Raw genomic sequence first — 25580 nt, forward strand, 5'->3', positions numbered from 1 at the left:
CCAGAATAGAAAATATCGATCGAGTCGACGGAGGTCTTAACTTCCGCCAACTCCCCTCTTCTCTCGTCCACTCCGTTCTCCTCCCGCGGCCATACATTGAACATATCACCTGCGAGAGGGGTTGTTCGATGACGTCCTCGAACGTCCGCCGCCGGAGCGGCGATTCGCCTGGTCCGGCCGCGCCCGGAGCCGTCCGCATCGTTCAGGTCGCGCCCGATTATTTGCCCGTCCCCCCGCTCAAGTACGGCGGAATCGAACGGATGGTGCACGATCTGACCGAGACGCTCGTGGAGCGCGGCTACGATGTCTACTTATACGCGCTCCCGGGGAGCCGGACAAGCGCCAAGCTGATCCCGTACGAGCATACCGTTCCGAATCCGGAAGAGATTCTCCGGTTCGTCGAACGGACGCTGCCCGAGGGCACCGCCCTCATCCACGATCATACCCACCGTTCGATTATCGGGCGGGCCAAGCTCCCGGTTCCTACGCTGTGCACCATTCACGGGAGCCAGACGAATCCGGTCGACCGTCCCGTCTATCTTAGCGCGCGGGCTCTCGAACATGTGGGGCGAGGCCAAGGAACGTATGTATTTAACGGCATTAACTTAGCCGATTACCCGTTCGAACGGGAGAAAAAAACGTATTTGCTCTTCATGGGAGTCATCAGTTGGCATAAAGGAATCGTGCAGGCCATCGACGCGGCGGAAGCTGCGGATAAAGACCTGATCATCGCGGGTCCGCTGTACGACGTCTCTTACTATAGACGGGAGGTCGAGCCCCGCCTCCGCGCCAATCGCAGGCTGCGGTATATCGGAGAGACGGGCGGAGAAGAGAGAACGAACCTGCTTCGGCACGCGGAGGCGCTTCTGTTCCCGACATCCTGGGAAGAGCCGTTCGGGCTCATCATGGTGGAGACGATGGCATGCGGCACGCCGGTTCTGGCGTTCCCGAACGGAGCGGTCCCCCATGTCATGGCCGGCTTCCCCGAGCTGATCTGCGCCGATACGGACGAGATGGCGAAGAAGGCTCGGGCCCGCGATTATCCGGATCCCGCGGCGCTGCGCGCTTACGTAGAGGCGAACTTCTCCCGGGAGAAGATGGCCGTTCGATACGCGGAGCTGTATCGCGCCGCGATCGCGGAAGGACCGGGCGCCGGTTCTTATTCGGCGGAGGAATGGGAGCTGAAGCTTTCCTGCGAGAAGCTCGTCCGCGAAGGCAAGCTTGAAGAAGCGCTGCGCGAGTACGAACGTTGGCTGGCTCTTCCGGACGTCCCGGCGGAGAGGCGGATTTATGCCTGCGAATTGGCGGCTGGCTTGTGCGGACGAATGAACGACGCTACCCTGGAGCTCCGGTACGCCCTCCGATCCTTCGAATACGGCGTGCCCCGGGCGGAGCTGCTCTGCCGCATCGGCTACATTCGCCTGAGGAGCGAAGAATGGCGGCAAGCGGCGTATTGGTTCGAAGCGGCGACGCGGCTGCCGAAGCCGGCCGATCCCGGACCTCTGTTCGCGGAGAGCTGCTGGAGCTGGCTGCCCCACGTTCAGCTGTGCGTATGCTATTCGAGGATGGGCCGGATCGAACCGGCCAGGCGCCACAACGATATCGCGCTGTCGCTGGCTCCAAACAACGAGTACGCGCTTCACAACAAGCGATGGCTGGACTCGCTTCCGCCGGACAGCTGAGCCGCGCGCGGAACGAATCGTTCAAGAGAGGGGTTATTCGATGACGCCCGAATACGGCCGCCCGTTCGGCGGCGCTTCGCCCGGGTCGATCCGCATCGTTCAGGTCGCGCCGGATCATCTGACCGTACCTCCGACGGGCTACGGAGGGATCGAACGGGTCGTTTACGATTTGACCGAATCGCTCGTGGAACGAGGCTTCGACGTTTATCTTTATGCCCTTCCGGGCAGCCGGACAAGCGCCAAGCTGATTCCGTACGAGCACTCGACTCCGAACCCGCAAGAGATTCTCCGGTTCGTCGAGCGGACCTTGCCCGAAGGCACGGCCGTCGTGCACGATCATACCCATAAGTCGATCATCGGGCTGGCGAGGCTGCCGGTTCCGACTCTGTGCACCATCCACGGTACCTATCGCAACACGGTCGACCGCCCCGTCTACTTGAGCCGGAGAGCTCTCGATTATACCGGCGGCGGTAAAGGAACTTATGTATTTAATGGCATAAATTTAAACGATTATCCGCTTCGGAAGGAGAAGAAGCCGTACCTGCTTTACATGGGATTGGTCATCCCGTACAAAGGTGTCGTTCACGCCATCGACGCCGCGGAAGCCGCGGGCAAGGAGTTGATCCTCGCGGGACCGGTAGGCGACGCCTCCTACTTCGAGCGGGAGATCGCTCCGCGGCTCCGAGCCAATCCGCGGCTCAAGTATGTCGGACCGAAGGGGGGCGAGGAACGGACGAAATTATTCGGCGAGGCGGAGGCGCTACTCTTCCCCACGTCGCTTGAAGAGCCGTTCGGCCTCGTCATGGCCGAAGCGATGGCTTGCGGCACGCCGGTGCTGGCGTTCCCGAACGGCTCGGTGCCGGAGGTGCTCGCCGGCTTCCCGGAGCTGATCTGCTCCGATTCGCGGGAGATGGCGGCCAAGATCTCCCGGGGCCGATACCCCGATCCCGAAGCGCTGCGCGAATACGTCGCTTCCCGCTTCACTCGCGACGAGATGGCTGAACGCTACCTGGAGCTGTACAGCGTCGCTGCCGCGGAGGAGCCCGGCCCCGGTTCGTACTCGGAGGAAGAATGGACGCATAAGCGCGAATATGAACGGTTGAAAACGGAAGGGAAGTTCGCTGAAGCGTTGGACGCGTGCGAGCGCTGGCTGGAGTGTCCGGACGCGCCGCCGGTCCGCCGGGTCCACGCCTGCGAATCGGCCGCCGAGCTGTGCGGACAGATCGGCGATTCCGACAAGGAGCTGAGGATGGCCGTTCGCTCCTTCGAATTCGGGTTGCCGCGGGCGGAGCTCGTCTGCCGAATCGGTCACCTTCTCATGAAGAAGGAAGATTGGAAGCAAGCGGCCTACTGGTTCGACGAGGCGACCCGGCTTCCGAAGCCCGACGACTACGGATTGTTCTACAATGAGAGCTGTTGGAGCTGGCTTCCGCACGTTCAATTGTGCGTCTGTTACTCGCGCATGGGGCTGCTCGACCTGGCAAAGCGTCACAACGATGCCGCCCTCTCGATAGCGCCGAATAACTCGTACGCCCTTCATAACGACAGATGGCTGGCTGCCGTTCTGCCTGCCAAGGAACGGGTTGTCGAATTGCCTAACGACGCCGGAGGAACGTTCCGCATGATGCTCAAGCTCCCCGGATTAATCGAGGAATTCATCTTGAAGCAGAGAGGCTGGGAGCCGAGGCTGGCGTCGCTTCTGAGCCGATTCGCCGTTCCGGGAAGCCTGTTCGTGGATATCGGCGCCAACATCGGCTACCACTCTCTGTACGTGGCCAGCTCGAAGCCGGACGTCGCCTGCCTCTGCTTCGAGCCTCACCCCGAGCTTGCCGGACAGCTCGAGACGAACCGCGCCTTGAACGTGTTCGGCCGGATGCGGATTCACCCGGTCGCGGTCGGCGATTCCGAAGGGCGCGTTCGCTTCCAGATGAACAGAGCCGGAAGCTACAATCGCGGCCTCTCGTTCGTCGAAGGCGACCAGACGGTTACCGACGACTTCGAGCCGACCGAGGTCGAGATCGTCGCCCTGGACCGCTATCTGCGCGAAGACGATCGGTCTAACGTGAGCGTCATGAAGATCGACACGCAGGGCCATGAGCGGCAGGCGATCGAAGGCGCGCTCGATACGATTCGAACCTCGCGTCCCGTCATTGTCTTCGAATGGCACGAGAGTCCGCCCTCGCAGCGGTTGACGGAGCTGTTCGATCTGTTGGAAGGGTACGAGTTCTTCAAAGCGCACCCCGACACCGGCGAGATTCGCCGGCTGGACGAAGCCGATCCGCCGGACTTCCGCCAAGATTACGTCTGCGTTCCGGCAGGCCGGATGGCCGATTGGGAAGCGTATCGCATCCATTCATCATAAAAAGCGCCTCGTCTCCCTCGCATCCGTCGAATGCGAAGCAGGCGAGGCGCTTTGTTAGCGATCGAACCGGCGCGACCTTAGTGCCCCATCATCATCGAGGCGTCGGCTTCCCGGCTTCCTTCCTTCTTCTCTTCCGCCGCCTTCTTCGGCTTGCGAAGCAGCAGGCTGAAGACGACGCCGACCGCGGCGAGCGATGCCGCCAGGAAGAACGTGTCGCCGAAGCCGGCGACCGCCGCGACGAGCGGATTGCCGGCCGCTCCCGCATCGGCTCCGTGACTCTTGATCTGCGATGTCAAGTAGCCGGTCAAGCCCGCGACCGCGAAGGAGACGACGACTTGCTGAGCCGCCGTGGTGAGCGGCGTGACGCGGGTCACCCATTGGCGGGGAGCCGAATTGAGCACGTGCGTGTTCAGCGGCATCATCGTGAGACCCATTCCGAGCCCCACCATCACGAGCGAGAGAATGATCATGCCGAGACTCGTATCGACCGTGATCCGGGACAGCAGGAACAGGGAGACGGAGATCAGCGTCAATCCCGTCATCGCGAGCGGCCTCGCTCCGATTCTGTCGAACAGCCGCCCCCCGATCGGCATGCCGACGGCCGACGACAGCGCCTGCGGCAGCAGAATGAGTCCGGTCTCCAGCGGCGAATAGCCCTTCACGTTCTGCAAGTACAACGGAATCAAGATCATGCAGCCGAACAGGGCGATCACCGACAGCCACGACAGCAGAATGCCGCGCACGAAGTCCGAGGAGCCGAAGACGCGAAGCTCGAGCAGCGGCTGCTTCTGCAGCAACTCGACCGCGATAAACAAGATCAAGGCGCCTCCGCCGACGCTAAGGCCGGTAATCGCAGAAGCCGACGACCAGCTCGTTCCTCCCTCGCTTACGCCGTAAGCCAGCATGGCGAAGGCGACCGGCGCGAGCAGCATCCCGACGATGTCCAGCCGGGTTCCCTCCTTGCGCTCCGACTTCGGCAGGAAGCGGGCTCCGACGAGCAGCGCGACGATGCCGATCGGCAGGTTGATCAGGAAGATCCAGTGCCAGCTTACGTATTCGACCAGCCAGCCCGACAGCACGGGACCGAGCGCGGGGGCCAGCAGCATCGGAATGCCGAGCACGCCCATGACGGAGCCGCGTTTGTCCGGAGGAGCCAGCTTGAACACCATCGCGAACCCGATCGGCGATACCATGCCTCCGCCGAGTCCTTGAATGACGCGATAAAGAATGAGCTGCTCCGGCGTCTGCGCGATCGAGCACAGCACGGACCCGATGGTGAACAGGGCGATCGTCAGCAGGAAGATGCGCTTCGTGCCGAACCGGTCCGTCATCCAGCCCGCCAGCGGAATGACGGCCGACAGCGCGAGCGTGTAGCCGGTAACCGTCCATTGAACGGTCTTCAGGTCGGTTCCGAAGTAGTCGACCAGCTCCGGGATGGCGACGTTCACGACCGTGCTGTCGAGAATGACCATGATCATCCCGACGACGACGGCCATCAGCGGCGCGAGAATCGATCGGATCGAGAACGATTCCCCTCCGGCCGGCATAGTTGCAGATTGCGAATTGGACATGATGCACTCCGCTTTCCGAGTCTCCTCTAGATTAAACACCGTTTTAAACAATGTTTAATACTAGCATATAGAGAGCCCCTTCGGCTGTCAAGAGCGTCAGTCGCTCGAGCGAGCCGAATAGCGGGCGAAATAATGGTCGAACAAATGCTCGACCAGCTTCTCCACCGGAATCTTGGGGAAGACTTCCGCCTTCTTCGGACTGATCGAGGTGATCAAGACGGGGAAGAAGACGGCGGCGTTGATCTGCATCGTTATCATGAAGAGCGTCTCCGGATCGGTCTCTCCCGTAATCTCCTCGACGATGGCGCGAACCTTGCTCATGCCGAGCTTCTTCAAGTAGTCGATGTAATCGTACTTGGTCGCGAACATGAGGTCGCCTTTGCCGAGCAATTGATGAAGCAGCTCGGGATGCTGCTGCACCAGGCGAACGTAGTTGATCAAAAATTGCTTGTACCGGTCGATCGGAGCCAGAGACTCGTCGTCCAGGACCTCCATCGCTTCGCCGAAGGTGCCGAGCAGCGTCTTGAGCGCTTCGCTGATCAAGTAATCCTTCGATCCGAAATAGTAATTGACCAACGCCAGATTGACGTTGGCCTTTGCCGTTATTTTCCGAAGGGTGACGTTCTCCAGACCTTCTTCCTTGATCAGCTCGAGCGTAGCCTTCAGGATCGTCTCCTTGGTCGATAAATCCTTCTCCTCGCTGTGGCTCATCCTGTCTTGCAACTCCTTCGTCTCGCCTGCGCCGCTCAAGCTTGCGGATTCGCCTTCTCCTGCTCCTCGAGAATCCGGTACAGCCCTTGGACGAGCAGGTCGGCCGGATCGCGGTTCAGCAGGTAATGGGCGAGCAGCAGATGCAGCGGCATCGCGCAGACGTTGTTCCCTTCCTTGTACTTGGGGAAGCCGGCTTCCAAGACGGGGCCGTGCTCCTGGTGCAGATCCAGTCCGGCATACACCTCTTCCGGCTCGAACTCTTCCTTCACGGCCGAGAAGCAATGCGGAAGAATCGTGCCGTCCATAAGCGCCTTCGCTTCTTCTTCCGATTGAGGCGGCTTCGGCAGCATCACGCCTCCCGGAACCTTCATCAGGTCGACGAAGAAGGAGCCGAGCCACAGGGCCGGATTCTTGTTCTGCTGGAAGTTCGCGAGCAGCTCGCGAAGGAAGAAGCCGCAAGCGTACCAATCGCCCTGATCGTTCTTCACGCGGAACGTGAACAAGGGGCCGTACACGTCGTGCTGAACGACCTGGCCCTCTACCTCGCTGTCCTCGAACTGGGACTTCAAGGCTTGAATGCTGTGCTGGTACAAATTCTTGATCAATTCGAGAAGCTGTTCGTTATGGTTGGAGTTCGTCTCTTCGCTCGGGGTCGTATTCGAATTCTCTTTGGTTGTCGTCATTAGTGCACCGTCCTTTGCATCCATCATACCACTTGGCGGGCGGATGAAGAAAGCGGTAGCATTCGGAATGGGAGAACTTTATAGCTTAAACCGGTATCCGGCGCCCCACACGGTCTCGATATATTGGGGATCGGCGGGCGTCGTCTCGATCTTCTCGCGCAGCTTCCGGACATGCACCGTTACCGTCTGCGAGTCCCCCATCGCGTCGATCCCCCACAGCAGCTCGAACAGCTGATCCTTGCTGAACACCCGATTCGGATGCCCGGCCAGGTAGAAGAGAAGATCGAACTCCTTTGTCGTCAGCACGATCTCTTCCTTGTTCTTGAACACCCGCCGCGAGTCGGCGTCGATCGACAATCCCCGGACGTGAATCTCGTTGCGCTTCTCCTTGGTCCCGACCAGTCTCTCGTAACGGCTCAGATGGGCCTTGACCCGGGCGACCAGCTCCGCCGGCTTGAACGGCTTCGTGATATAGTCGTCCGCGCCGAGCCCCAGCCCGCGTACGACGTCGATGTCCTCTTTCTTCGCCGTGACCATCAAGAGCGGAATATCCTTCTTCTCGCGGATCCGGCGGCAGAGCTCGAAGCCGTTCAGCTTGGGGAGCATGAGGTCGATCAGCACGAGGTCGAAGTCTCCGTTCAAGGCCAGGTCGAGCCCCGCTTCCCCGTCTTCCGCGATCTCCACTCCGTAACCATCGATCTCCAGATAATCCCGCTGCAGCTCCGCGATGAGCCTCTCGTCTTCGACAATCAGAAATTTCTTCATAGACGCCCCTTCTCCCTGTCCGCGATCGGCAGCCGGAGACGGATCGTCGTCCCGATCCCCGGCTCGCTGTCCGCCTCGATCTTCCCGTTATGGCCTTCCGCGATCTGCTTGGCGATGGCGAGCCCCAGGCCGCTGCCCCCCGTGCCGGAATTCCGGGACGGCTCCGCCCGGTAGAACCTCTCGAATATATGAGCCAAGGCGTCGGCCTCGATGCCTCGCCCGTTGTCTTCGATCTCCAGCACGACCCGGCCGTTCTCCTCGAACGCTCCAAGACGAATTCGCCGCTCCTCCTTGTCCATGTACTTGACGGCGTTCCCGATGACGTTGCCGAGCACCCGTTTGAATTTGTCCCGGTCCATCAGTACGGCGACGGAGTCCCCGAGGCGGATGTCCGAGCTCCAATCGACGTTTCTCTTCTCCAGCTCGAACTTCATCTCCTCGGACCAATCCATGAGGAAATCCCGCATCCCGACCCTCTCGAAGTCGAACGGAAGCTTGTTCAGATCGAGCTTGGAATAGAGGAACAGCTCGTCGATCAGCCGATCCATCTCGTCGGCCTTGGCCGAGATGATCTTCATGTACCTCATCGCCTTCTCCGGCGAATCGGCGATGCCGTCCAGCACCCCGTCCACGTATCCCTTGATCGTCGTGATCGGCGTCTTCAGGTCGTGCGAGATGTTCGAGACGAGCTCCTTCCGGTTCTCCTCGTACTGAAGCTGCACCTCGATCGAATGGCGAAGCTGGACGCGCATCTCCTCGAACGCGAGGCCCAGCTGGCCGATCTCGTTCTTCCCTTCGACCCCGACGCGGAAGTCAAGGTCGCCGTTCTTGATCCGTCCGGCCGCGAGGCGCAGCGACTTCAACGGGCGGATGATGCTTCTCGACACGAAGTAGGTGAGCAAGGAATGCGTCAGAACGAGAATAACCAAGAGAACGGTGAATAGCGTCGGGAACGATTCCCGCACCCAATAGACGACCGGGTCGACCTTGGATGCGATGAAGACGGTGCCGGGTTCGCCGGCGGGAGCCGTAAAATCGTACTGATAAACGACGTACATATCGTTGCCCTTGTCCGTCTGGAACGTCGTCTCCCGGAGGCCGTACCGCTCGTACGGAGGCAGCTTCGCCAAGAGATCGGCGTTCCCTTCGACGGAATCCGACCGGTAGACGATTCCTCCCGGGCCCCGGATCACGAGGCCGGAATGATACGCCCGCAGCTCGGCGTCGATCTCCTTGAGGTAGCCGGCATCGCTTAGAATTCCCGGATTCCTCTCGTTGGCCCGCTTCATCTCCTTCAGGATGCGGAACGGATCGTCGAATTCGAACTTCTCCGCGGTAGAGAAGTACAGCATCTTGTAATATTGATAGTTCGAGGCCGCGGCGAGCAGCAGCGTCGTCGCGGCGATCAGCACGAGCGGGACGATCAGCATCGCCGCGTAGGATAGAATGAGCTTCATGCGTATGGACATGGAAGACGTCTCCGGCCGATATGACTTCGTTCGTTCGAGCTCTTAACTTCGAGCTCTTAGCTTCAAGTTCTTAACTTGGATATAACATACTCGGACTATTTCGGATAGGCCCAGATCGACGCCCCAGCCCAAATCCGCTGGCCGGACAACCGCCAGGCTCGTCGCTCGGGCAGTGGCCGCCCAGATAAATCCGGCTGATTCCGATAGCCGGAATGAGCGAGCAGTTGGCCCGAATCAGAATGGCCCGGCCCCGCCAAGAGCGCCCAACTGGGCCAAGCATGCGAAGTCACGATCGCGTTCCTTCTAAACTCCATTCGGGTGCAGCAGAGCCTTCAGCCAATTCCTTCTCCCCGGCCGAGGGATAAGCTCCAGCGAGGGCGCCGCGCTTCGCTCCAGATAAGCAAGAATCTCGTCCGCGATGACTTCCGTCGCGCTCGGAAGCCCGCGCCCGGAAGCTCTGCCGGGCGCGTCCTCCCCGGATGCCGCGAGCCAACGGGCCGTCTGCTCCAGCAGCTCGTCCGGATCGCGGGCGATCGTCAGCTTCCCTTGTCTCTCCCAGTAGAGAGCGTTCCCGTGCTCCTGTCCGGGAATCGGGCGATAGACGACGACCGGCAGGCCGATCGAGGCCGCTTCGGACAAGGTGATGCCGCCGGCCTTCGTGATCATGCACGATGCCTTCGCCATCAGCCGGTCGATGCGCTCGACGAATCCGAACACGCGGACCCTGCTCTCCCTCGCGAACCGGGCTCGCATCTGCTGCTCGAGCTTGGCGTTCTTCCCGCAGATGAGCAGAACGGAACAGTCTTCCCTCTTCAGCAGTTCCCGGGTCAGCATTCCCGCTTCGCCGGACACTCCGTAGGCTCCCGCCATGACGAGAACGAACTTCCCGGCGCGTTCGGCCGCTTCCCGCTCCTTTATCCTGTCCCGCAGCGCGCCGCCAATAAACGCCCGCCGGATCGGAATTCCGCTGACGCGGATCGCTTCCTCTCTCGCTCCGGCATCGGCCAGCTGCCGGCCGAGCTCCTCGGTCGCGACGAAGTAACGGTCCGTCTCTTCGTGGATCCAACGGCTGTGCGGGACATAGTCGGTCAGCACGGTGAAGGTCGGAAGCCGCAAGCCCGTCCGCCGCCTCAGATGCGACATGGCGAGCAGCGGGAACGTCTGAACGACCGCGTCGGGCTGCAGGCGGTTCAGCATGCCGGCCAGCTTGGCGCTGCCGAGGGAATGCAGCCACTCGCCGACCGGCGAGGAGGACGGGATCCGGTCCGTTAACGAATACCCGAACCCATAAGCCGCCGGCAGATGCGAAGTGCTGAAGTAATAAACGGCTTGACACCAACGATTCAGAGTCGGATACGCTTCGCCGAACGGGTCGAACAACACGGCTCGAGCCAGTCCCGTCTCTTCGAAGCCTCTCTTCAGCGCTTGCGCGGCCTGATAATGGCCGTCTCCGAACTTGGCGTACAGAATGAGGATGCGCCGGTCCGTCGTTTTCATGATACCCACCTGGCTTTCGGCAAGACTGTAATCGAATAGCAGAACAAGAAGGTTCGTCCCCGGATCGCACTCCTGCCGATTCGAATCCGGCTTCCCGGACGTCCGTCTTCTCTCTCTACTCTAGAGGACAATCCTAAACCGCCCGTGAACTCCTTCTTAAATCATTCTTAAGCGAAGGAGGCTTCTTCGCGTTCGCAGGCGGAGTCCGCCATTGCCAATCGCGAGCATCGGCGCTAGAATGATGAAGTTATCTTGATCGATGAAAGGATATCCGCCATGTCGACCTCTTCCCGGCGGGCGCCTCCGGTGGCTCCCGCCGTTCCGCTTGTCGTCGGAATGCTCGCGATCTCGTTCGCGCCGATTCTCGTCCGTTATTCCGATGCCCCGGTCTCCGTTCAAGGGATGTACCGGATGCTGTTCACGCTCGTCATGATGCTTCCCTTCGGAGCCAAGCACCTCGGCCCGATTCGGAGGGTGTCCGCCAAGGACTGGGTTCTGCTCGCTTTGGCCGGCTTTTTTCTCGCGCTGCACTTCCTGCTGTGGATGGCTTCGCTCGACTATACGTCGATCGCCAGCTCCGCTATCATTCTGTCGCTGGAGCCCGTCTTCGTTATGGCCGGCGCGTACTTCCTGTTCAAGGACCGTCCGCGAAGGACGGCGCTGGCCGGCATGGCGATCGCGCTGGCCGGCGTCGTTCTCGTCGGCTCCGGGGATTCGGGCGTGTCGAAGTCGGCGGTGCTCGGAGACGTCCTCTCGTTCCTCGGGACGCTGGCGGTCGTCGTCAACATGCTGATCGCCAAGCGGCTGCTCGAACGGGTCCCGTCCTACCTCTACAGCCTGATCGTGTTCGCCGTCACGTTCCTCTGCTTCTGGGGATACAACCTCGCCGGCGGCATCCCGGTGACCGGCTATCCGCCCCGGGAATGGCTCGTGTTCGCCCTGCTCGCCTTCGTCCCGACGGTGCTCGGCCACATGATCTTCAACTGGCTGCTGCAATACGTCAAGCCGACGACGATCTCGATGTCCGTGCTCGCGGAGCCGATCGGAGCCAGCCTGCTCGGCATGGCGCTGTTCCGGGAGATGGTCGGCGGCTTCCAGTTGGCCGGCGGAGCGCTCGTCATCCTCGGGCTCGTCCTCTACATGAGAGCGGAGCAGGCGGACGCGCCCAAGATCGACAAAGACCCTGAGACGGCTTCCGCTTGACCGGAAGCAGCCCAGGGTCTTCTTGTTAGGAACGGACATGCTTGCGAATGATCGAATCGTCTTCTTCCATGAACGGCCACGCCGGATATTCGACCGGCAGCCGGCTGGCCTCGTCCAGTCTCGCCAGCTCGTCCGCGCTTAGAACGAGGCCGCTCGCCGCGAGATTATCCTCGAGCTGATCCGGCCTCTTCGCTCCGACGAGAACGGTCGTGACGGCCCGTTGATGCAGCAGCCAGGCAATCGCGACCCGGGATACGGTCGTCTCCCGCTCGGCCGCGATCTCGCGGAGAACGTCGAGGATTCCGTACGTCTTCTCCAGGTCCACCGGGGGAAAAGCGAACTTCGCATGCCGGTCGTCCTCGCTCCCGCGGCTGTCCCGGCTGTACTTGCCCGTCAGGAAGCCGCCGGCGAGCGGACTCCAGACGATAAGGCCCATGTTCTGGTCGAGGAGCGCCGGAATAATCTCCCTCTCCAGCTCCCGTCCGGCCAAGGAGTAATAGGATTGGCTGCTCTTGAAGGCATGCAGCCCGAGCTGCCGGGAGATCGCCCGCGTCTTGACGATCTCCCACCCGGTCATGTTGGAGCTGCCGATGTACCGGACCTTGCCGCTCCGGACGAGATCGTCCAGCGCGCGGAGCGTCTCTTCCCAATCCGTCAGCTGATCCGGGTTGTGAATCTGGTACAGGTCGATATAGTCGGTGCCGAGACGCTTCAGGCTCTCGTCGACTTGGCGCAGGATATGCAGGCGCGACAAGCCGATCTCGTTCGGCCCGGGTCCCATGCGGCCCCTGACTTTGGTCGCGATCAGCGCTTGATGTCTTTTCCCCTTAAGCGCCTTCCCCAGAACCTCCTCGGAACGGCCCTGCGAATAGATGTTGGACGTGTCGAAGAAGTTGACCCCGGCGTCCAGCGCCTGATCGACGAGCTTCGCCGCTTCGTCGTCGCCGAGTGCGCCGAACACGCCCCAGCTGCCTTCCGCGCCGAAATTCATCGTCCCGAGCCCGATCTCCGATACGAGCACTCCCGTGTTGCCCAGCAAGTTGTACTTCATTTCTTCCCAGCCTCCTCTGAATGCATTACACTTAGGGAGACGGAAGCTTTTTGCGAGGGACGCAGCTTTTCGCGAATTTTTTTTTTGGGGGGAGACCTCTCCGATGAACATCGAGACCGTGTGGCGGGAATACCAGGAACCGGTTCAACGGTTCGTCCGGAACCGCGCTCGCAGCGAGGCGGACGCGGACGACATCGTCCAGACCGCGTTCCTGAAGATCTACGCCAATCAAGACCAATTGAAGGACGAGCGGAAGCTTAAGCCTTGGATCTACCAGATCGTTCGGAACGCGATCGTCGACCACTACCGCAAGCAGCGGCGCACCGAAGAGATCTCCGAGGAGCTGCCGGCGCCCGGGGAAGAGGCCGAGCGGGATTATTCGCGGGAAGTGATCGCCTGCTTCGAATCGACGATTCCGCATCTGCCGGAGGTCTACCGGGAAGCCCTCGTGCTCTCGGAGCTTCGGGGGCTGTCGCAGAAGGAGCTCGCCGATCGGCTCGGCATCTCCTATTCGGCGGCCAAATCCCGGGTCCAGCGCGGTCGGGAGATGCTGCGGCGGCTGCTGACGGGCTGCTGCCACATCGAGACGGACGCCTACGGGAACATCGTCGACTTCCGGATTCTGTCGCCGGAGCCGAAGCCGCTGAAGCGGAATCGCCGGGCAGACGGCTGCGGCGACGGCTTGCAACGGTCCCCTTAAAGGGGGCGTTATGGGGAGCGTTATAGAGAGAGGAATGTACAGGAGAAGCGTCCCGGTTCGCAAGGAACCGGGACGCTTCTTGATTTGGCTCGCATTCGATTCGAGTTCAGGTCGAGGTCTTCTTGGCATACCGGAAATAGTCGAAATCCGCGAAGCCGCCGATCTCCCGGGTAGCGTAGTTAAACAGGCCGATCCGGTAGCCCATGAAGTGATCGAGCGTGTACTTCATCTTCAGCGGTCGGCCGATGGCCGTCCAGGACTCTCCGTCCGCGGAGTAATAGAAGGTTGCCGTATCCGCGCTGTCTTCGAAGTCGAACTCGATTCGCAAATAGACCAACCGGTCCTCGTACGCCGCGGCTTCGACCGTCTCTTCGAGGCCATTCCCGTCGTTCACGCTCATGACGACGCGGCGTTCGCCGTGTTCGCCGATCCGAATGCCGACGGTGCCGAACCGGCTCTGCAGCGCGACCAGCCCCGCGCGGTCGCCCGGCCGCATCCCGGACGAATCCAGCTTGACCGTTCCGCTGCAGGCCGGCCCTTCCGTTCTTTGCGTCAGCGTATTGCGGGCGTTAAGGACGCCGGATACCGTTCGTCCCGTCGTAAGCCGAAGCCATCCCGGCCTCTCCGTCACGGACCACAGCGCGGGGTCCGGATTGTGATTCCACTGCCAGTTGAGCGCCAGCTTGTTCTCGGCATAGTCGAACTCGTCGCCGGCGACGAGCGGCTTCGCCTCCGAGCCGGGCAGCGCGACCTCGAACCTCTCCGGCACCTTCCCGTCCACGCCGAAGACCGGCCAATCGTCCTCCCAGGTCACGGGCACGACGCAAGGGATTCGGCCGACGGCGTCGTGATCCTGGAACAGAACCGCGTACCAGACGCCGTCCGGCGTATCGACGATGCCGCCCTGCGCGACGCCGTTGTTCCGATACCCCAAGTCGTCGTCCAGCACGACTCTTCGTTCGTAAGGCCCCAGCAGCTCCCGCGACCGATAGACGACCTGCCGGCGGCGCCGGTTGCCGACGGTCGGCCACTCGATGAAGAACAGGTAATAGAAGCCGTTCCGCTTGTAGGCGTGGCAGCCTTCGCATCGCAGGCCGATTCCTTCGCGTTCCGTCTCGAACAGCAAGCGGTCGAGGCCGCCCTCCTTCGCCGCCGTCGCGTCGTCCGTCAGTTCCCGGATCCGAATGTCTCCGTTGCCGTAGATTACGAAAACGCGGCCGTCGTCGAACAGCAGGCTCGGATCGTGGTGCAGCCCCGGAATGACGAAGCGCTCCCACGGTCCGTTCTCGATATCCGCCGTCCGGTACACGTAGAACCGGTTCGTGTCGTTGCAGGAGAAGGCGACGTAGTACAAGCCGTCATGATACCGCAGGCTCGCGGCCCAAGAGCCCTTGCCGTAGATGCCCTTCCCGTCCAGCAAGTTGTGGGCGTCGTTGTCCTCCAGCGTCTCGAAGACGTAATTCGCGATCTCCCATTGCATCAAGTTCCGCGACTTCAGGATCGGACAGCCGGGCATCGAGTGCATGCTCGTGCTGACCATATAGAAGACGTCCCCGACGCGGATGACGCATACGTCCGGAACGTCCGCCCAGACGATCGGGTTCTGAATGATGGTCTTGTTCATGGAATCCCCTCGCCGAATCTAGCTTCTCTTCTCGCTCTTGTTCGATTCGTACTATATTGATAATTCCGAAGATGAAGGAACCGATTACATGGAAAGTATAGTGGACTGACATCCGATCAGCAATGATATATACTTGTTTTAAATTGATCTATTCGAATATAGGACAATCGGAGTTGGGGCTCTTGGCTACGATTTATTACGTCGGGTGCGATGCGGCTCACCCCGGAGACTTCGTCTACGACATCCCGGAAGGGCACGACTTCTGGCTGCTCATCCTGACGCGGACGCCCGCCGAATTTTGGGTCGACGGGGAGATTCGTCCCTACCCGGCCAACTGCGCCGCGCTCTTCCCCCCTCGCCGGAAGATTCTATATCGAGCCTGCGCGGACCGGTTCGTGAACGATTGGGTGCGCTTCGCATCCGAGGAGCCCTTCTTGACCGAGACGGCGCTGCCGGTCGGAGTTCCGATTCCCGTGGCGGATCCCGATTATTGCCGCCAATTGTTCCGTTTGCTGGCGGTCGAGAACTTCTTCGACGGCGACTATCGGGAGCTGTCCATCGACTACCTGCTCCGAATTTTGTTCCATAAGCTGCTCGAAGCGTCCCGTACGACCGTTCGGCAACCGTATTACCACGAACTGCTGGACCTTCGCAAAAGAATCCACGCCGATCCCGGATACCCTTGGTCCGTCCCCGTCATGGCGGAGCACGTGCATCTAAGTCCGGGCTACCTGCAATCCCTCTACAAATCGACCTTCGGCATCTCCTGCATGGAAGACGTCATTCAATGCCGCATCCAGCTTGCCAAGGAGAGACTCGTTCACGGGCGGCAGAGAATCGCCGACATCGCGGCTCAGTGCGGGTATCCGAACGTCGAGCACTTCTCGCGGCAATTCCGCCAGCTTGTGGGCAGCACGCCCCGCGCCTACCGCAAATCCGTCAACGAGGCCTCCGGTTCGGCCCGCTAGTCCGCCCGGTATAGGTCTTCGCCGATCGATTCGAGAAGCCCCTCCCGACGGGAAGGGCTTCTTCGTCATCCCCCTCTCCCGCCAGGACGGACGAAGCAAGCGATTATCCGCTTTACAGAAGGAGCTTCCTCGCAGTATGATCGAATCGACCCTGAAAAAAAGTGAGTACTTACTCGCTAAATGAAGGAGAGTGCGATCATGACCGCTTCTTCCCCAAGCCGCCCCGTCGTCGAGCTCGACCGCTTGACCCGCGCCTTCGGCGGCCGGACCGTCCTGGACGGCGTCTCGCTAAACATCGGGCGCGGAGAGCTGTTCGGTCTTCTCGGTCCGTCCGGCTCCGGCAAGACGACTCTGATCAAGCTTATGACGGGCATCGACCGGGCCGATTCCGGCACCGTGCGCCTGCTCGGCGAGCGGATGCCGCAGCTGGCGATGCTGCAGCGGTTCGGGTACATGGCCCAGTCCGACGCCTTGTACAACGAGCTGACCGCGCGCGAGAACCTGGTTTTCTTCGCATCGCTGTACGGGCTCAGCGGCGCCCGCCGCAACGAGCGGATCCGGGCCGCCCTGTCCGTCGTCGATCTGCTAGGCCATCTGAACAAGCCGGTCTCGGCTTATTCGGGCGGCATGAAGAGACGCCTCTCGCTCGCCATCGCCTTGCTGCACGAGCCGGAGCTGCTCGTGCTCGACGAACCGACGGTCGGCATCGACCCGGCGCTGCGGCAGTCGATCTGGAAGGAGCTGCTCGCGATGCGGGACAACGGCACGACCATCGTGCTGACGACGCACGTCATGGACGAAGCCGACAAGTGCGACCGGATCGGGCTCATCCGCGACGGGCGGCTCACCGCGGTCGATACGCCCGAGGCGCTCAAGGCGCGCAGCGGCGCGAGCACGATCGAAGAAGCGTTTATCGTTCTCGGGGGAGGCGTCCGCTCATGAGAACCCGAGCTCTCGCCATCCGGATTATCCGGCAATTCGTCCGCGACAAGAGAACGCTCGCGCTTCTGTTCCTCGCTCCCCTGCTCGTGCTGACGCTTATGAACTTCGTCTTCAACGGCCAGGCCGTGAAGCCGTCGATCGGCATCGCTACCCTCCCCGAGCCGCTCGCCGCGAAGCTGGAGCAAGCCGGCGCCGAAGTCGCGGCGTACGCGAACCTGGAGGAAGCCAGGGCCGCGCTTGCCGACGGGCGGTTAGATGCCGTCGCGACCTTGGAGGGCGGCGCTCCTTCCATTCTGCTCGAAGGAAGCGATCCGGCCGTCGCCAAGAGCGTGCTCGTCGTCTTGCAGAAGGCGCTGCAGCAGGATGGGCCCGGGAATTCGCCGTCGTCCGCGGCCCGGATGCAGCCGCGCGTATCGTACCTGCACGGCAACGAGAGTCTGACTTCCTTCGACTCGTTCGGCCCGGTTCTCATCGGCTTCTTCTCGTTCTTCTTCGTCTTCCTGCTCGCGGGCGTCGCCTTCCTGCGGGAACGCACGACCGGCACGCTGGAGCGTCTGCTCGCGACGCCGATCCGCCGGTCCGAAGTCGTCGGCGGCTACTTGACGGGCTTCGGCCTGTTCGCCTTGCTCCAAGCCGCCCTGATCGCCGCCTTCTCGATCTACGTGCTGGGACTCTACATGGACGGCTCGATCGGGCTCGTCCTGCTTATGAACCTGCTGTTGACGCTGACGGCGCTCACGCTCGGCACCTTGCTCTCTTCCTACGCGACGACCGAGTTCCAGATCATCCAGTTCATTCCGCTCGTCATCGTTCCGCAGGTGTTCTTCTCCGGGCTGTTCAACCTGGACGCGATGAACCCGTGGCTGCAGAAGCTCAGCTATGCCATGCCTCTCTACTACGGGGCGGACGCGATGCGCGGCATCATGCTCCGAGGGGAAGGCTTCGCCGACATCCAGGCCGACGTCTACGTCCTGTCGGGCTTCTCGGTTGCATTCGCCTTGCTGAACGTTGTAGCATTGAAGAAGCAACGCGCCATTTAACGCCGATCGTTCATGGACTTCGGCCATCGCAAGGAGAGAGAACCCGGTGACGGAACAGATGGAGCCTTGGCTCAAGGAATTGCTCGAAGCCGGTTCCGACGGCAAGAAGGTGACGGAGAAGCAGTCGCGCATCGTCCGGGCGGCCATCGAGATGTTCGCGGAGAAGGGATACGCCGCTTCTTCGACGAGCGAGATCGCCCAGCGAGCGGGCGTCGCCGAAGGAACGATTTTCCGCCACTACAAGACGAAGAAGGACCTGCTGCTCGCCATCGCGACGCCGGCGCTCGCCCGCTTGATCGCGCCGTTCGTCATGCGCGAATTCCGCGGCGTGCTCAGCGCGGACTACGACTCGTTCGAGTCCTTCCTTCGCGCGCTGATCGACAACCGGATCGAATTCGTCAAGCAGAACCTAAGCTTGTTCAAAATTCTCGTTCAGGAGCTGCCCTTCCATTCCGATCTGCAGGAGCGGTTCCGCGAAGCGATTCTCCCCCTCGTGCTGGAGCGCGTGGAGCGCATCCTGGACAGGTTCAAGGCCGAAGGGAAGCTGCGCGACCTGCCGAACGTCACTCTCGTTCGCCTGATCGTGTCCGCCGTCTTCGGCTATGTCCTCGCCCGTACCTGGAGCGAAGCCCGCGAGGAGACTCGCTGGAACGACGAGGCGGAACGGGAGGCGACGATCGCTTTTCTGGTCCGGGGCCTGACCTGATTGTCGCCGATTGCGCGTACGCCGGAACGTCAGAACGCCAAAGCGCCGAGACCGTGCGGAACATTCCGCAGGGTCTCGGCGTTTGATTTTCATGACATATTTGTTATATTCAACACCCCACTCCTACAGCGAGTCCCCGCCGATTATGCCCAAGGAGATTTCGGTCGTATATTGTCGAAATAAACAGAATAATAAGAACATTCGTCGAATGAATTGATTTATTCTATTATTTATATTTAATATGTTTATGCATACAATCTATATCACTCTCCAGGCTTCGATGCCGGAAGGAGGTGGGTCGCCAGCAAGCCAGCCGCTTCGCCGCAATCCAATCCCCCAAACGAGGTGATCCGATTGATTCGCAAAGCAACGATCGCAAGCTTGGCCCTCTCTCTTCTCTGTTCGACGGCGCTGTCCTTCGGCGCTTCCGCCGAACCTTCCGAGACGGCCGGAACGGCCGGGCAGAAGCCTTCGCCGAAGAGCACGATCCAGTGGCCCGCCCATCAAGCCCTCCCCTCCTTCGCGCGCGCCGAACGGCTCGACGTCGCGAACGTCCGGGAACAACCCGGCGACGTCAAGCTGCTCATGACGACCCTTCAGGGTCTCGTCAACCGAGAGAAGCCGCGCATCTATCTGATTCAGAACGAGAACGATCCCTGGTTCGAGAACATGACGCTTCCGCACACCGTGTACGACTCCTATCTGGACCTGTTCAATAAGTATAGAAAAGCGGTAAAAGGAATGATCGTCTACGACCCGGACGTCCCGGATTCCATCAACGTCGCGACGACGCTCGCGGGGCTCAAGGACGCGGTGGTCGTCAGCCCGGAATGGGCGGACACGCTAACGGCCGCCCCCTATAACCTGCAAGTGCTCGACGACCTGCGGGGGCGGTTCGAAGACAAGCTGGACGCCTACCAATGGCAATACGATCATCTGTGGAGCCGGACGACGCACCGGATGCTGATCGGCCTGAGCCCCAATACGTCGATTCCGATTCCGCCGGGCATTCCCGATACGTTCGACACGATCGCCGAAGAGACCCGGCAGCTTCGGGACGCCAGCAACCGCGACACGTACGAATACGACCTCTCCTCCTACTTGGGCGGAGACGCGGTGTACGTGAGGTTCGACGATTCGTTCCCGCAGGACGGCTGGGGCCCCGCCGTTCACGCTATCTCCGTGGAGGCCGACGGTCAGACGATCGCCCGGTTCGATACGAATACGCCGGAAGAAGAAGCGTATCTCTACGACCGGCAAGGCTCCAAGGCGCTGCCCGGGGCCGACCATCGCTTCGCCGACAACGGCAATTACTTCGTCTACGAATTCAAGCCGCCGGCGGACGCGAAGAAGCTGACGATCTCCATCGAGATGTGGAACCAGTTCAAGGTATCCGTCGGCAACGTTCGTCCGCTCTCGTCCGAGCAGCGGGAGCCCTACGGCTATCTGCGCGATTACGCGGTCGCCAACAAGGCGATGGTGTTCTGGCTGTCGACCGACGTGCCCGAGCAGCGGGCCTTGTTCGAGAAGATCCTCTCGGACGTCGAACCCGGCACTCCTTATCTGGGCTGGTTCAGCAACGACTTCGAAGGCGAAGCCGCTTCCGTCGATCTGCTCTCGAGCTACAGCGTCTTCACGCTGGCCGCGGACTGGTTCCACAACATGACCGTGTTCTCGGGGACGAGGCCGGAGAAGGTCAAGGACCGCAAGCTCGTTAAGGCGAAGCCGGAGAACAAGATTTACGTCACCTTCACCTTCGGCGAAGGCGACAACCTGCAATACGACGAGAATCATATGCGGGAGATTCTATGGGAGGATCCGGCGCGCGGACAAGTGCCGATCAACTGGACTTCGAGCCCGCTGCTCTACGACGCGGCTCCGGCGATTCTGAACTATTACCGGCAGACGGCCACCGACAACGATCTGCTGGTAGCGGGTCCTTCCGGAGCCGGCTACTTCAGCCCGCATCCGTGGCCGGAGACGACGTTCCCGGATTTCCTGAAGAAGGGATATCGGTATATGAAGGAGACCGGCATGACCATCCCGATGGTCATCAACCGGGAAGGGACGACGGACGTTCCGCTCACCGAGGAGGAAGCCGCCGCCTATGGGAAATACGCCAAAGTCCCGGGCATCCTGCTGGCGGGAGGAAGCTTCGGCATCAATATCGTAGGCGGAGTCCCCGTGTCGAACCAGAAGGGGATCGGAACGGTCCAGGACGGCAAGAACGCTCTGGCCGATGCCAAGGCGGGCTGGGACGGCAAGTCGCCGCTGTTCCTCTCCGTCGGGGTGAACGCGTGGGGCATGAGACCGTCCGACGTGCTGGCCATCGCCGAGTCGCTCGGGCCGGAATACGAAGTCGTCGCGGCCGACCGTTACTTCTCGCTCGTACGCCAGGCGTACGGACTGAAGCCGCAATAAAGCGCGGAGGGGCCGACCCGAACGTCCGTTAGGACGCGGGCGGCCCCTCTTCTCTCGGCTCACTCGAGGGGAATCCGATACTTCGAGAACGTCTCGACGATATGCTCTCCCTGCTGGTAAACCCATTTGAACTCGAACTCGTCTCCCTCGTATCCCGTCCGCGCGCGAATATCGGGAATAATGACGGCGTCCAGATGCTCCAGGATCGTCGAATGCATGCCTCGCAGCCGGCTCTCGTTCTCCTCGCTCAGCCGGCTCGCTTCTTCGTCCGTATCGGCCGATTGACGGTAATAGGTTTGTCCGATGACCGTATCCGGCGTCCCCGGCTCGAAGGGGAAGCCCGATCCGCGGAAGATCTCGCGAACCGTCTCGATCCAATCCCCGTATAAATCGATCTTTACACTGCTCAAGTCCCGCTGCCTCCCTCGCGAACGAATTCGCTTCACGTAGATCGTCTACTATTCTACCGTATCGGAATAAAGAAAGCGAAACCCGAAGCGCCTCGAAGCGCTCTGGTTTCGCCGCATTCGGTTATCGGATTCGCCCGTAAGCCCGCGCGTAGCGGATCACCTTGCGAACGACGGACTTGTCGGGCAGCTTCCGGAAGATGTAAGGGTCCGGCTTCGTGTTCACCTCGAGAATCCACGGCGTGAACGTCCGATCCAGGCCGACGTCGACCCCGAGCTCGTTGATCCCGGGGAATCGCCGCTTGATGACCTTCGCCACCTTGACCCCCGTCCTCTTCAAGGAACGGATCTGGCGAGAGATGCCCCGAGCGCTCAGGTACGGCTTCAGCAGCCTGCCCAGCGGCATCGGCGTTCCGCCGTTATGGTAGTTGGTGACGACCTTGCCGGGCGCGGCGACCCGGGCGATCACCCCGGTCGCTTCCCACCGCATCCGCGGACTCCTCTGGACCATGACGCGGACGTCGAAGCGCCGGCCCCTGTGCTTCAGCAGCTTGATGCCCTGTTGGGCGAGATAGGGCCTTCCCCTTCTCAGACGGGCTACGGTTCCGTACAGCCGTTCGTAATTCGGATACGTCGCCCTCTTCGTTCCGTGCCGGAGCTCGTAACCGCCTCCCGTCAGCCGTCTCACCCTCATCACGCCGATCCCGAACGTTCCGAGATCCGGCTTGACGTAAACCGTCTCGTACCGCGCGAGCAGCGACCTCAGCTTCCCCTTGGACAATCTCGCGGTCTCCGGGACCCACCGTCTCGTCTCGGCGTTGCGAAGCAGCGGAAGCGTCTTGCTCCACTTGCTGCCGATATAGCTTGAGCTCATTCTCGCTCTTCTCCTCCACCCGTTAAGATGCGGAATAGTCCAAGGTATGAGCGGCCGGAGGGTTCGGCAACGGCGTTCATCCCGTTGCCGCGGTCATTTGAACAACCGGCGGATGATCCGGATGCCGCGCTCGGAGGAGGGGTAGCGGAACGAGAGATCGAACCTCGTCGTCTGCTTCAGGACGCTTTTCTCATGAGAGAAGGTCTGGAAGCTGTAACGTCCGTGGTAGCTGCCGATCCCGCTCTCTCCCACGCCTCCGAACGGCAGATAGGGAGTCGCGATATGCATGAGCGTATCGTTGATGCAGCCTCCGCCGAAGGAGACGCGCCGCGTCACGGCCTCCTCCACCGAGCGGTCCCCGGTGAACAGGTAAAGCGCGAGCGGCTTCGGACGGGACGCGACGGCGTCGATCGCTTCGCCTAGCTCCCCGTATTCGAGCACGGGAAGCACCGGACCGAAGATCTCTTCCTGCATGACGGGAGCTTCCCAATCGGAATCCACGATCGTCGGCGCCAACCGAAGCTTCTCCCGGTCGTAAGCCCCGCCGTGCAGCGTCCGGCCTTCCGACGCGAACCGGAGCAGACGGTCGAAGTGGCGCTCGCTGACGATTCGGCCGTACTTCGGGCTGCGGAGCGGGTCGTCGCCGTAAAATTCGCGAATCGCCGCCGCCAGCTCGGCGACGAGCCGATCCTTCGCGTCCCGGTGGACGAGGATGTAATCCGGAGCGATGCACGTCTGGCCGGCGTTCGTGAATTTGCCGAAGGCGATCCGGCGCGCCGCCAGCTTCAAGTCGGCGTCCTTGTGCACGATGCACGGGCTCTTGCCGCCCAGCTCCAGCACGACCGGCGTCAAATGCTTGGCGGCCGCCTCCATCACGATTCTCCCGACCCGTGGGCTGCCCGTGAAGAAAATGAGGTCGAACCTGTGGCGGAGCAGCTCCTCGCTGACCTCCGGCCCTCCCTGCACGACCCGGGCGCCGCCTGTCGGGAAGGCCGCCGTCACGATCTCCTCCAGAACGCCGGATACACGCGGCGTCAACTCCGACGGCTTGACGACGGCCGCGTTGCCCGCCGCGATCGCCCCGATCAGCGGAGAGACGGCGAGCTGGAACGGATAGTTCCAAGGCGCGACGATGAGGACGGTTCCGTACGGTTCGGGGACGATCCGCGCGATCGACCCGATATGCGTCAGAGCGGTCTTCGCCTTGCGCGGCCGGGCCCACTTCCGAAGATGCTTGCGGACGAAGCCGATCTCGCGATAGACGATGCCGATCTCGGTCATGTACGCCTCCGCCTCCGACTTGCCGAGATCGTCGCGCAAGGCCGCGAGAAGCTTCGGCTCCCGGCTGCGAATCGCTTCCTTCAGCGCGGCCAGCCTCATCAGCCTCTCCTTGACGCTCCCCGCCTTCCCTTGCGCGATCCATTCTCTCTGGCGATCCAACAGTTCCCCGATATCCGGCATCTAGGTCAGCCTCCGTCCCGCAGCCGAATGGAGACCAGCTTGAGCTCCGTCAATTCCTCGATCGCGTAGCGGATGCCTTCCCGTCCGAAGCCGCTCTCCTTCACGCCTCCGTACGGCATGTGATCGACCCGGAACGTCGGAAAATCGTTGATCATGACGCCGCCGACCTCCAGCTTGTCGGCCGCCTTCATCGCCGCTTGCAGATCGTTCGTATACAAGCCGGCCTGAAGGCCGTAGCGCGAACGGTTCACCTTCTCGATCGCTTCGTCCAGCGTTCGGAACGGCTCGACGCAGACGATCGGTCCGAATACTTCGCGGCAGGATACCGGCTCGTCCTCCGGCACGCCGGTCAGCACCGTCGGGGCGTACACCGCTTCGGAGAGCCGCCGTCCCCCCGCGACGAGCTTGGCTCCCCGGCGAACCGCGCCGGCGACCCACTCCTCCATGCGCGAAGCCTCCGTCGCGTGGATAAGGGCGGAGAAGTCCGTCTCCTCCGACTCCGGGTCGCCGATGACGAGCTTCCCCGCCTCCTCCGCGAACCTGGAGACGAACTCGTCGAACAAGGATTCGTGGACGTACATCCGCTGGATGGAGATGCAGATTTGCCCGCTGAACGAATAGGCGCCGACAACGCACCTCTGAATGAGCGAATCCGTCAGCCGCACCGTATCGTCGACGATCAGGGCGGAGTTCGAGCCGAGCTCGAGCGTCACTCGCTTCAGCCCCGCCTTGCTCTTCAGCGCGATGCCGACCTCGGGGCTTCCCGTGAACGTGACCGCCTTGACGCGAGGGTCCCTCGCGATCGCTTCGCCCACGACCGAGCCCCTGCCCGGCACGACATTCAGCGCGCCCTTCGGAAGACCCGCTTCCTCGAACAGCTCCGCGAGCGCGAGAGCCGACAGCGGAGTTTGGCCGGCCGGCTTCAGGACGACCGTATTGCCCGCGGCGATCGCCGGCCCCACCTTGTGGGCGACGAGGTTGAACGGGAAGTTGAACGGCGTGATCGCCCCGACGACGCCCAGCGGCTTGCGCACCGTATAGGCGACCCGCCCTTCTCCGCCGGGCGCCGCGTCCATCGGGATCGTCTCCCCGCCGATGCGGCCCGCTTCCGCCGCCGCGAACTTGTACGTCTGAATCGTGCGCGCGATCTCGCCTCTCGCCGTCTTCAGCGGCTTCGCCGCTTCCCGCGTCAAGATGCGGGCGAGCTCCTCGCTCCTCTCCTCCATGAGCCGCGCGACCCGCTCGAGGATCGCCGTTCTCCCGTGCGCCGGCATCGCCGACATAATCGCGAAGGCGCGTTCGGCCGCCGCGATCGCTTCCCCCGTCTCGCGTTCCCCGGCCTGCGCTACTTCGGCGATCCGTTCCCCCGAGTAAGGGGACCGCAGCTCCGCGTACATGCCGGACGATCTCCACTCTCCATCGATCCACAATTCCCGTCTCACT

General features: G+C 61.8%; 21 protein-coding genes. 9 read left to right on the top strand and 12 right to left on the bottom strand.

Annotated elements, in window-relative coordinates:
• Nucleotides 1-128 precede the first annotated feature (128 nt).
• Entirely contained in the window at nucleotides 129-1682 is a 1554-nt protein-coding gene (locus H7B90_RS26610) for a glycosyltransferase (RefSeq protein ID WP_185138931.1), read from the top strand.
• A 40-nt stretch (nucleotides 1683-1722) separates the two neighbouring features.
• A complete protein-coding gene (locus H7B90_RS26615; RefSeq protein WP_185138932.1) occupies nucleotides 1723-4044 on the top strand; it encodes an FkbM family methyltransferase in 2322 nt (773 codons plus the stop codon).
• Nucleotides 4045-4121: 77 nt separating this feature from the next.
• On the opposite strand, the gene H7B90_RS26620 is transcribed toward H7B90_RS26615, so the two are convergent.
• The 6 genes from H7B90_RS26620 to H7B90_RS26645 form a co-directional block, all read right to left on the bottom strand.
• Nucleotides 4122-5615 (bottom strand): MDR family MFS transporter, encoded by a 1494-nt coding sequence (locus tag H7B90_RS26620; RefSeq protein ID WP_185138933.1) that lies wholly within the window; start codon nucleotides 5613-5615, stop codon nucleotides 4122-4124.
• Nucleotides 5616-5711: 96 nt separating this feature from the next.
• A complete protein-coding gene (locus tag H7B90_RS26625; RefSeq protein WP_185138934.1) occupies nucleotides 5712-6326 on the bottom strand; it encodes a TetR/AcrR family transcriptional regulator in 615 nt (204 codons plus the stop codon).
• A gap of 35 nt (nucleotides 6327-6361) precedes the next feature.
• Nucleotides 6362-7009, bottom strand: coding sequence for a hypothetical protein (locus tag H7B90_RS26630; RefSeq protein WP_185138935.1), 648 nt, complete (start codon nucleotides 7007-7009; stop codon nucleotides 6362-6364).
• 78 nt (nucleotides 7010-7087) lie between these two features.
• On the bottom strand, nucleotides 7088-7774 hold the full coding sequence (locus tag H7B90_RS26635; protein WP_185138936.1) for a response regulator transcription factor: 687 nt from the start codon (nucleotides 7772-7774) through the stop codon (nucleotides 7088-7090).
• Nucleotides 7771-9243 carry a sensor histidine kinase gene (locus tag H7B90_RS26640; RefSeq protein ID WP_185138937.1) on the bottom strand — a complete coding sequence of 491 codons (1473 nt, stop codon included), beginning with the start codon at nucleotides 9241-9243 and terminating at the stop codon, nucleotides 7771-7773. The genes H7B90_RS26635 and H7B90_RS26640 overlap by 4 nt, the downstream gene beginning before the upstream one ends.
• Before the next feature lie 303 nt (nucleotides 9244-9546).
• Nucleotides 9547-10740: an MGDG synthase family glycosyltransferase gene (locus tag H7B90_RS26645; RefSeq protein WP_185138938.1), complete on the bottom strand. Its 1194-nt coding sequence runs from the start codon at nucleotides 10738-10740 to the stop codon at nucleotides 9547-9549.
• Nucleotides 10741-11016: 276 nt separating this feature from the next.
• Between H7B90_RS26645 and H7B90_RS26650 the strand changes: the two genes are divergently transcribed.
• Entirely contained in the window at nucleotides 11017-11943 is a 927-nt protein-coding gene (locus tag H7B90_RS26650; RefSeq protein WP_185138939.1) for a DMT family transporter, read from the top strand.
• A 25-nt stretch (nucleotides 11944-11968) separates the two neighbouring features.
• Here the strand turns inward: H7B90_RS26650 and H7B90_RS26655 are convergent, their stop codons facing one another.
• Entirely contained in the window at nucleotides 11969-12994 is a 1026-nt protein-coding gene (locus H7B90_RS26655; RefSeq protein WP_185138940.1) for an aldo/keto reductase, read from the bottom strand.
• A 103-nt stretch (nucleotides 12995-13097) separates the two neighbouring features.
• Between H7B90_RS26655 and sigZ the strand changes: the two genes are divergently transcribed.
• Entirely contained in the window at nucleotides 13098-13694 is a 597-nt protein-coding gene (sigZ, locus tag H7B90_RS26660; RefSeq protein ID WP_185138941.1) for an RNA polymerase sigma factor SigZ, read from the top strand.
• Nucleotides 13695-13800: 106 nt separating this feature from the next.
• On the opposite strand, the gene H7B90_RS26665 is transcribed toward sigZ, so the two are convergent.
• A complete protein-coding gene (locus tag H7B90_RS26665) occupies nucleotides 13801-15318 on the bottom strand; it encodes a glycoside hydrolase family 43 protein (RefSeq protein WP_185138942.1) in 1518 nt (505 codons plus the stop codon).
• A 182-nt stretch (nucleotides 15319-15500) separates the two neighbouring features.
• Between H7B90_RS26665 and H7B90_RS26670 the strand changes: the two genes are divergently transcribed.
• The 5 genes from H7B90_RS26670 (at nucleotide 15501) to H7B90_RS26690 (ending at nucleotide 21395) form a co-directional block, all read left to right on the top strand.
• Nucleotides 15501-16286 (top strand): helix-turn-helix transcriptional regulator, encoded by a 786-nt coding sequence (locus H7B90_RS26670; RefSeq protein ID WP_185138943.1) that lies wholly within the window; start codon nucleotides 15501-15503, stop codon nucleotides 16284-16286.
• A 198-nt stretch (nucleotides 16287-16484) separates the two neighbouring features.
• Nucleotides 16485-17228: an ABC transporter ATP-binding protein gene (locus tag H7B90_RS26675; RefSeq protein WP_185138944.1), complete on the top strand. Its 744-nt coding sequence runs from the start codon at nucleotides 16485-16487 to the stop codon at nucleotides 17226-17228.
• Complete coding sequence (locus H7B90_RS26680; protein WP_185138945.1) at nucleotides 17225-18268, top strand: ABC transporter permease; 1044 nt, start codon at nucleotides 17225-17227, stop codon at nucleotides 18266-18268. The genes H7B90_RS26675 and H7B90_RS26680 overlap by 4 nt, the downstream gene beginning before the upstream one ends.
• A 46-nt stretch (nucleotides 18269-18314) precedes the next feature.
• A complete protein-coding gene (locus H7B90_RS26685) occupies nucleotides 18315-18974 on the top strand; it encodes a TetR/AcrR family transcriptional regulator (protein ID WP_311772820.1) in 660 nt (219 codons plus the stop codon).
• 354 nt (nucleotides 18975-19328) lie between these two features.
• Nucleotides 19329-21395 carry a GxGYxYP domain-containing protein gene (locus tag H7B90_RS26690; RefSeq protein WP_185138946.1) on the top strand — a complete coding sequence of 689 codons (2067 nt, stop codon included), beginning with the start codon at nucleotides 19329-19331 and terminating at the stop codon, nucleotides 21393-21395.
• 59 nt (nucleotides 21396-21454) lie between these two features.
• On the opposite strand, the gene H7B90_RS26695 is transcribed toward H7B90_RS26690, so the two are convergent.
• From H7B90_RS26695 to H7B90_RS26710, 4 genes are all read right to left on the bottom strand, one after another.
• Nucleotides 21455-21805: a DUF1444 domain-containing protein gene (locus H7B90_RS26695; protein ID WP_185138947.1), complete on the bottom strand. Its 351-nt coding sequence runs from the start codon at nucleotides 21803-21805 to the stop codon at nucleotides 21455-21457.
• Between the two features lie 121 nt (nucleotides 21806-21926).
• Nucleotides 21927-22676, bottom strand: coding sequence for a YheC/YheD family protein (locus tag H7B90_RS26700; RefSeq protein ID WP_185138948.1), 750 nt, complete (start codon nucleotides 22674-22676; stop codon nucleotides 21927-21929).
• Nucleotides 22677-22769: 93 nt separating this feature from the next.
• Complete coding sequence (locus H7B90_RS26705; RefSeq protein ID WP_185138949.1) at nucleotides 22770-24137, bottom strand: aldehyde dehydrogenase; 1368 nt, start codon at nucleotides 24135-24137, stop codon at nucleotides 22770-22772.
• A 5-nt stretch (nucleotides 24138-24142) separates the two neighbouring features.
• Nucleotides 24143-25579: an aldehyde dehydrogenase family protein gene (locus H7B90_RS26710; protein ID WP_185138950.1), complete on the bottom strand. Its 1437-nt coding sequence runs from the start codon at nucleotides 25577-25579 to the stop codon at nucleotides 24143-24145.
• Between the last annotated feature and the right edge of the window lies 1 nt (nucleotide 25580).

Origin of the sequence: Cohnella xylanilytica, from assembly GCF_014212175.1 — a bacterium.
In the GTDB taxonomy this organism is placed as follows: Bacteria; Bacillota; Bacilli; order Paenibacillales; family Paenibacillaceae; genus Cohnella; species Cohnella xylanilytica.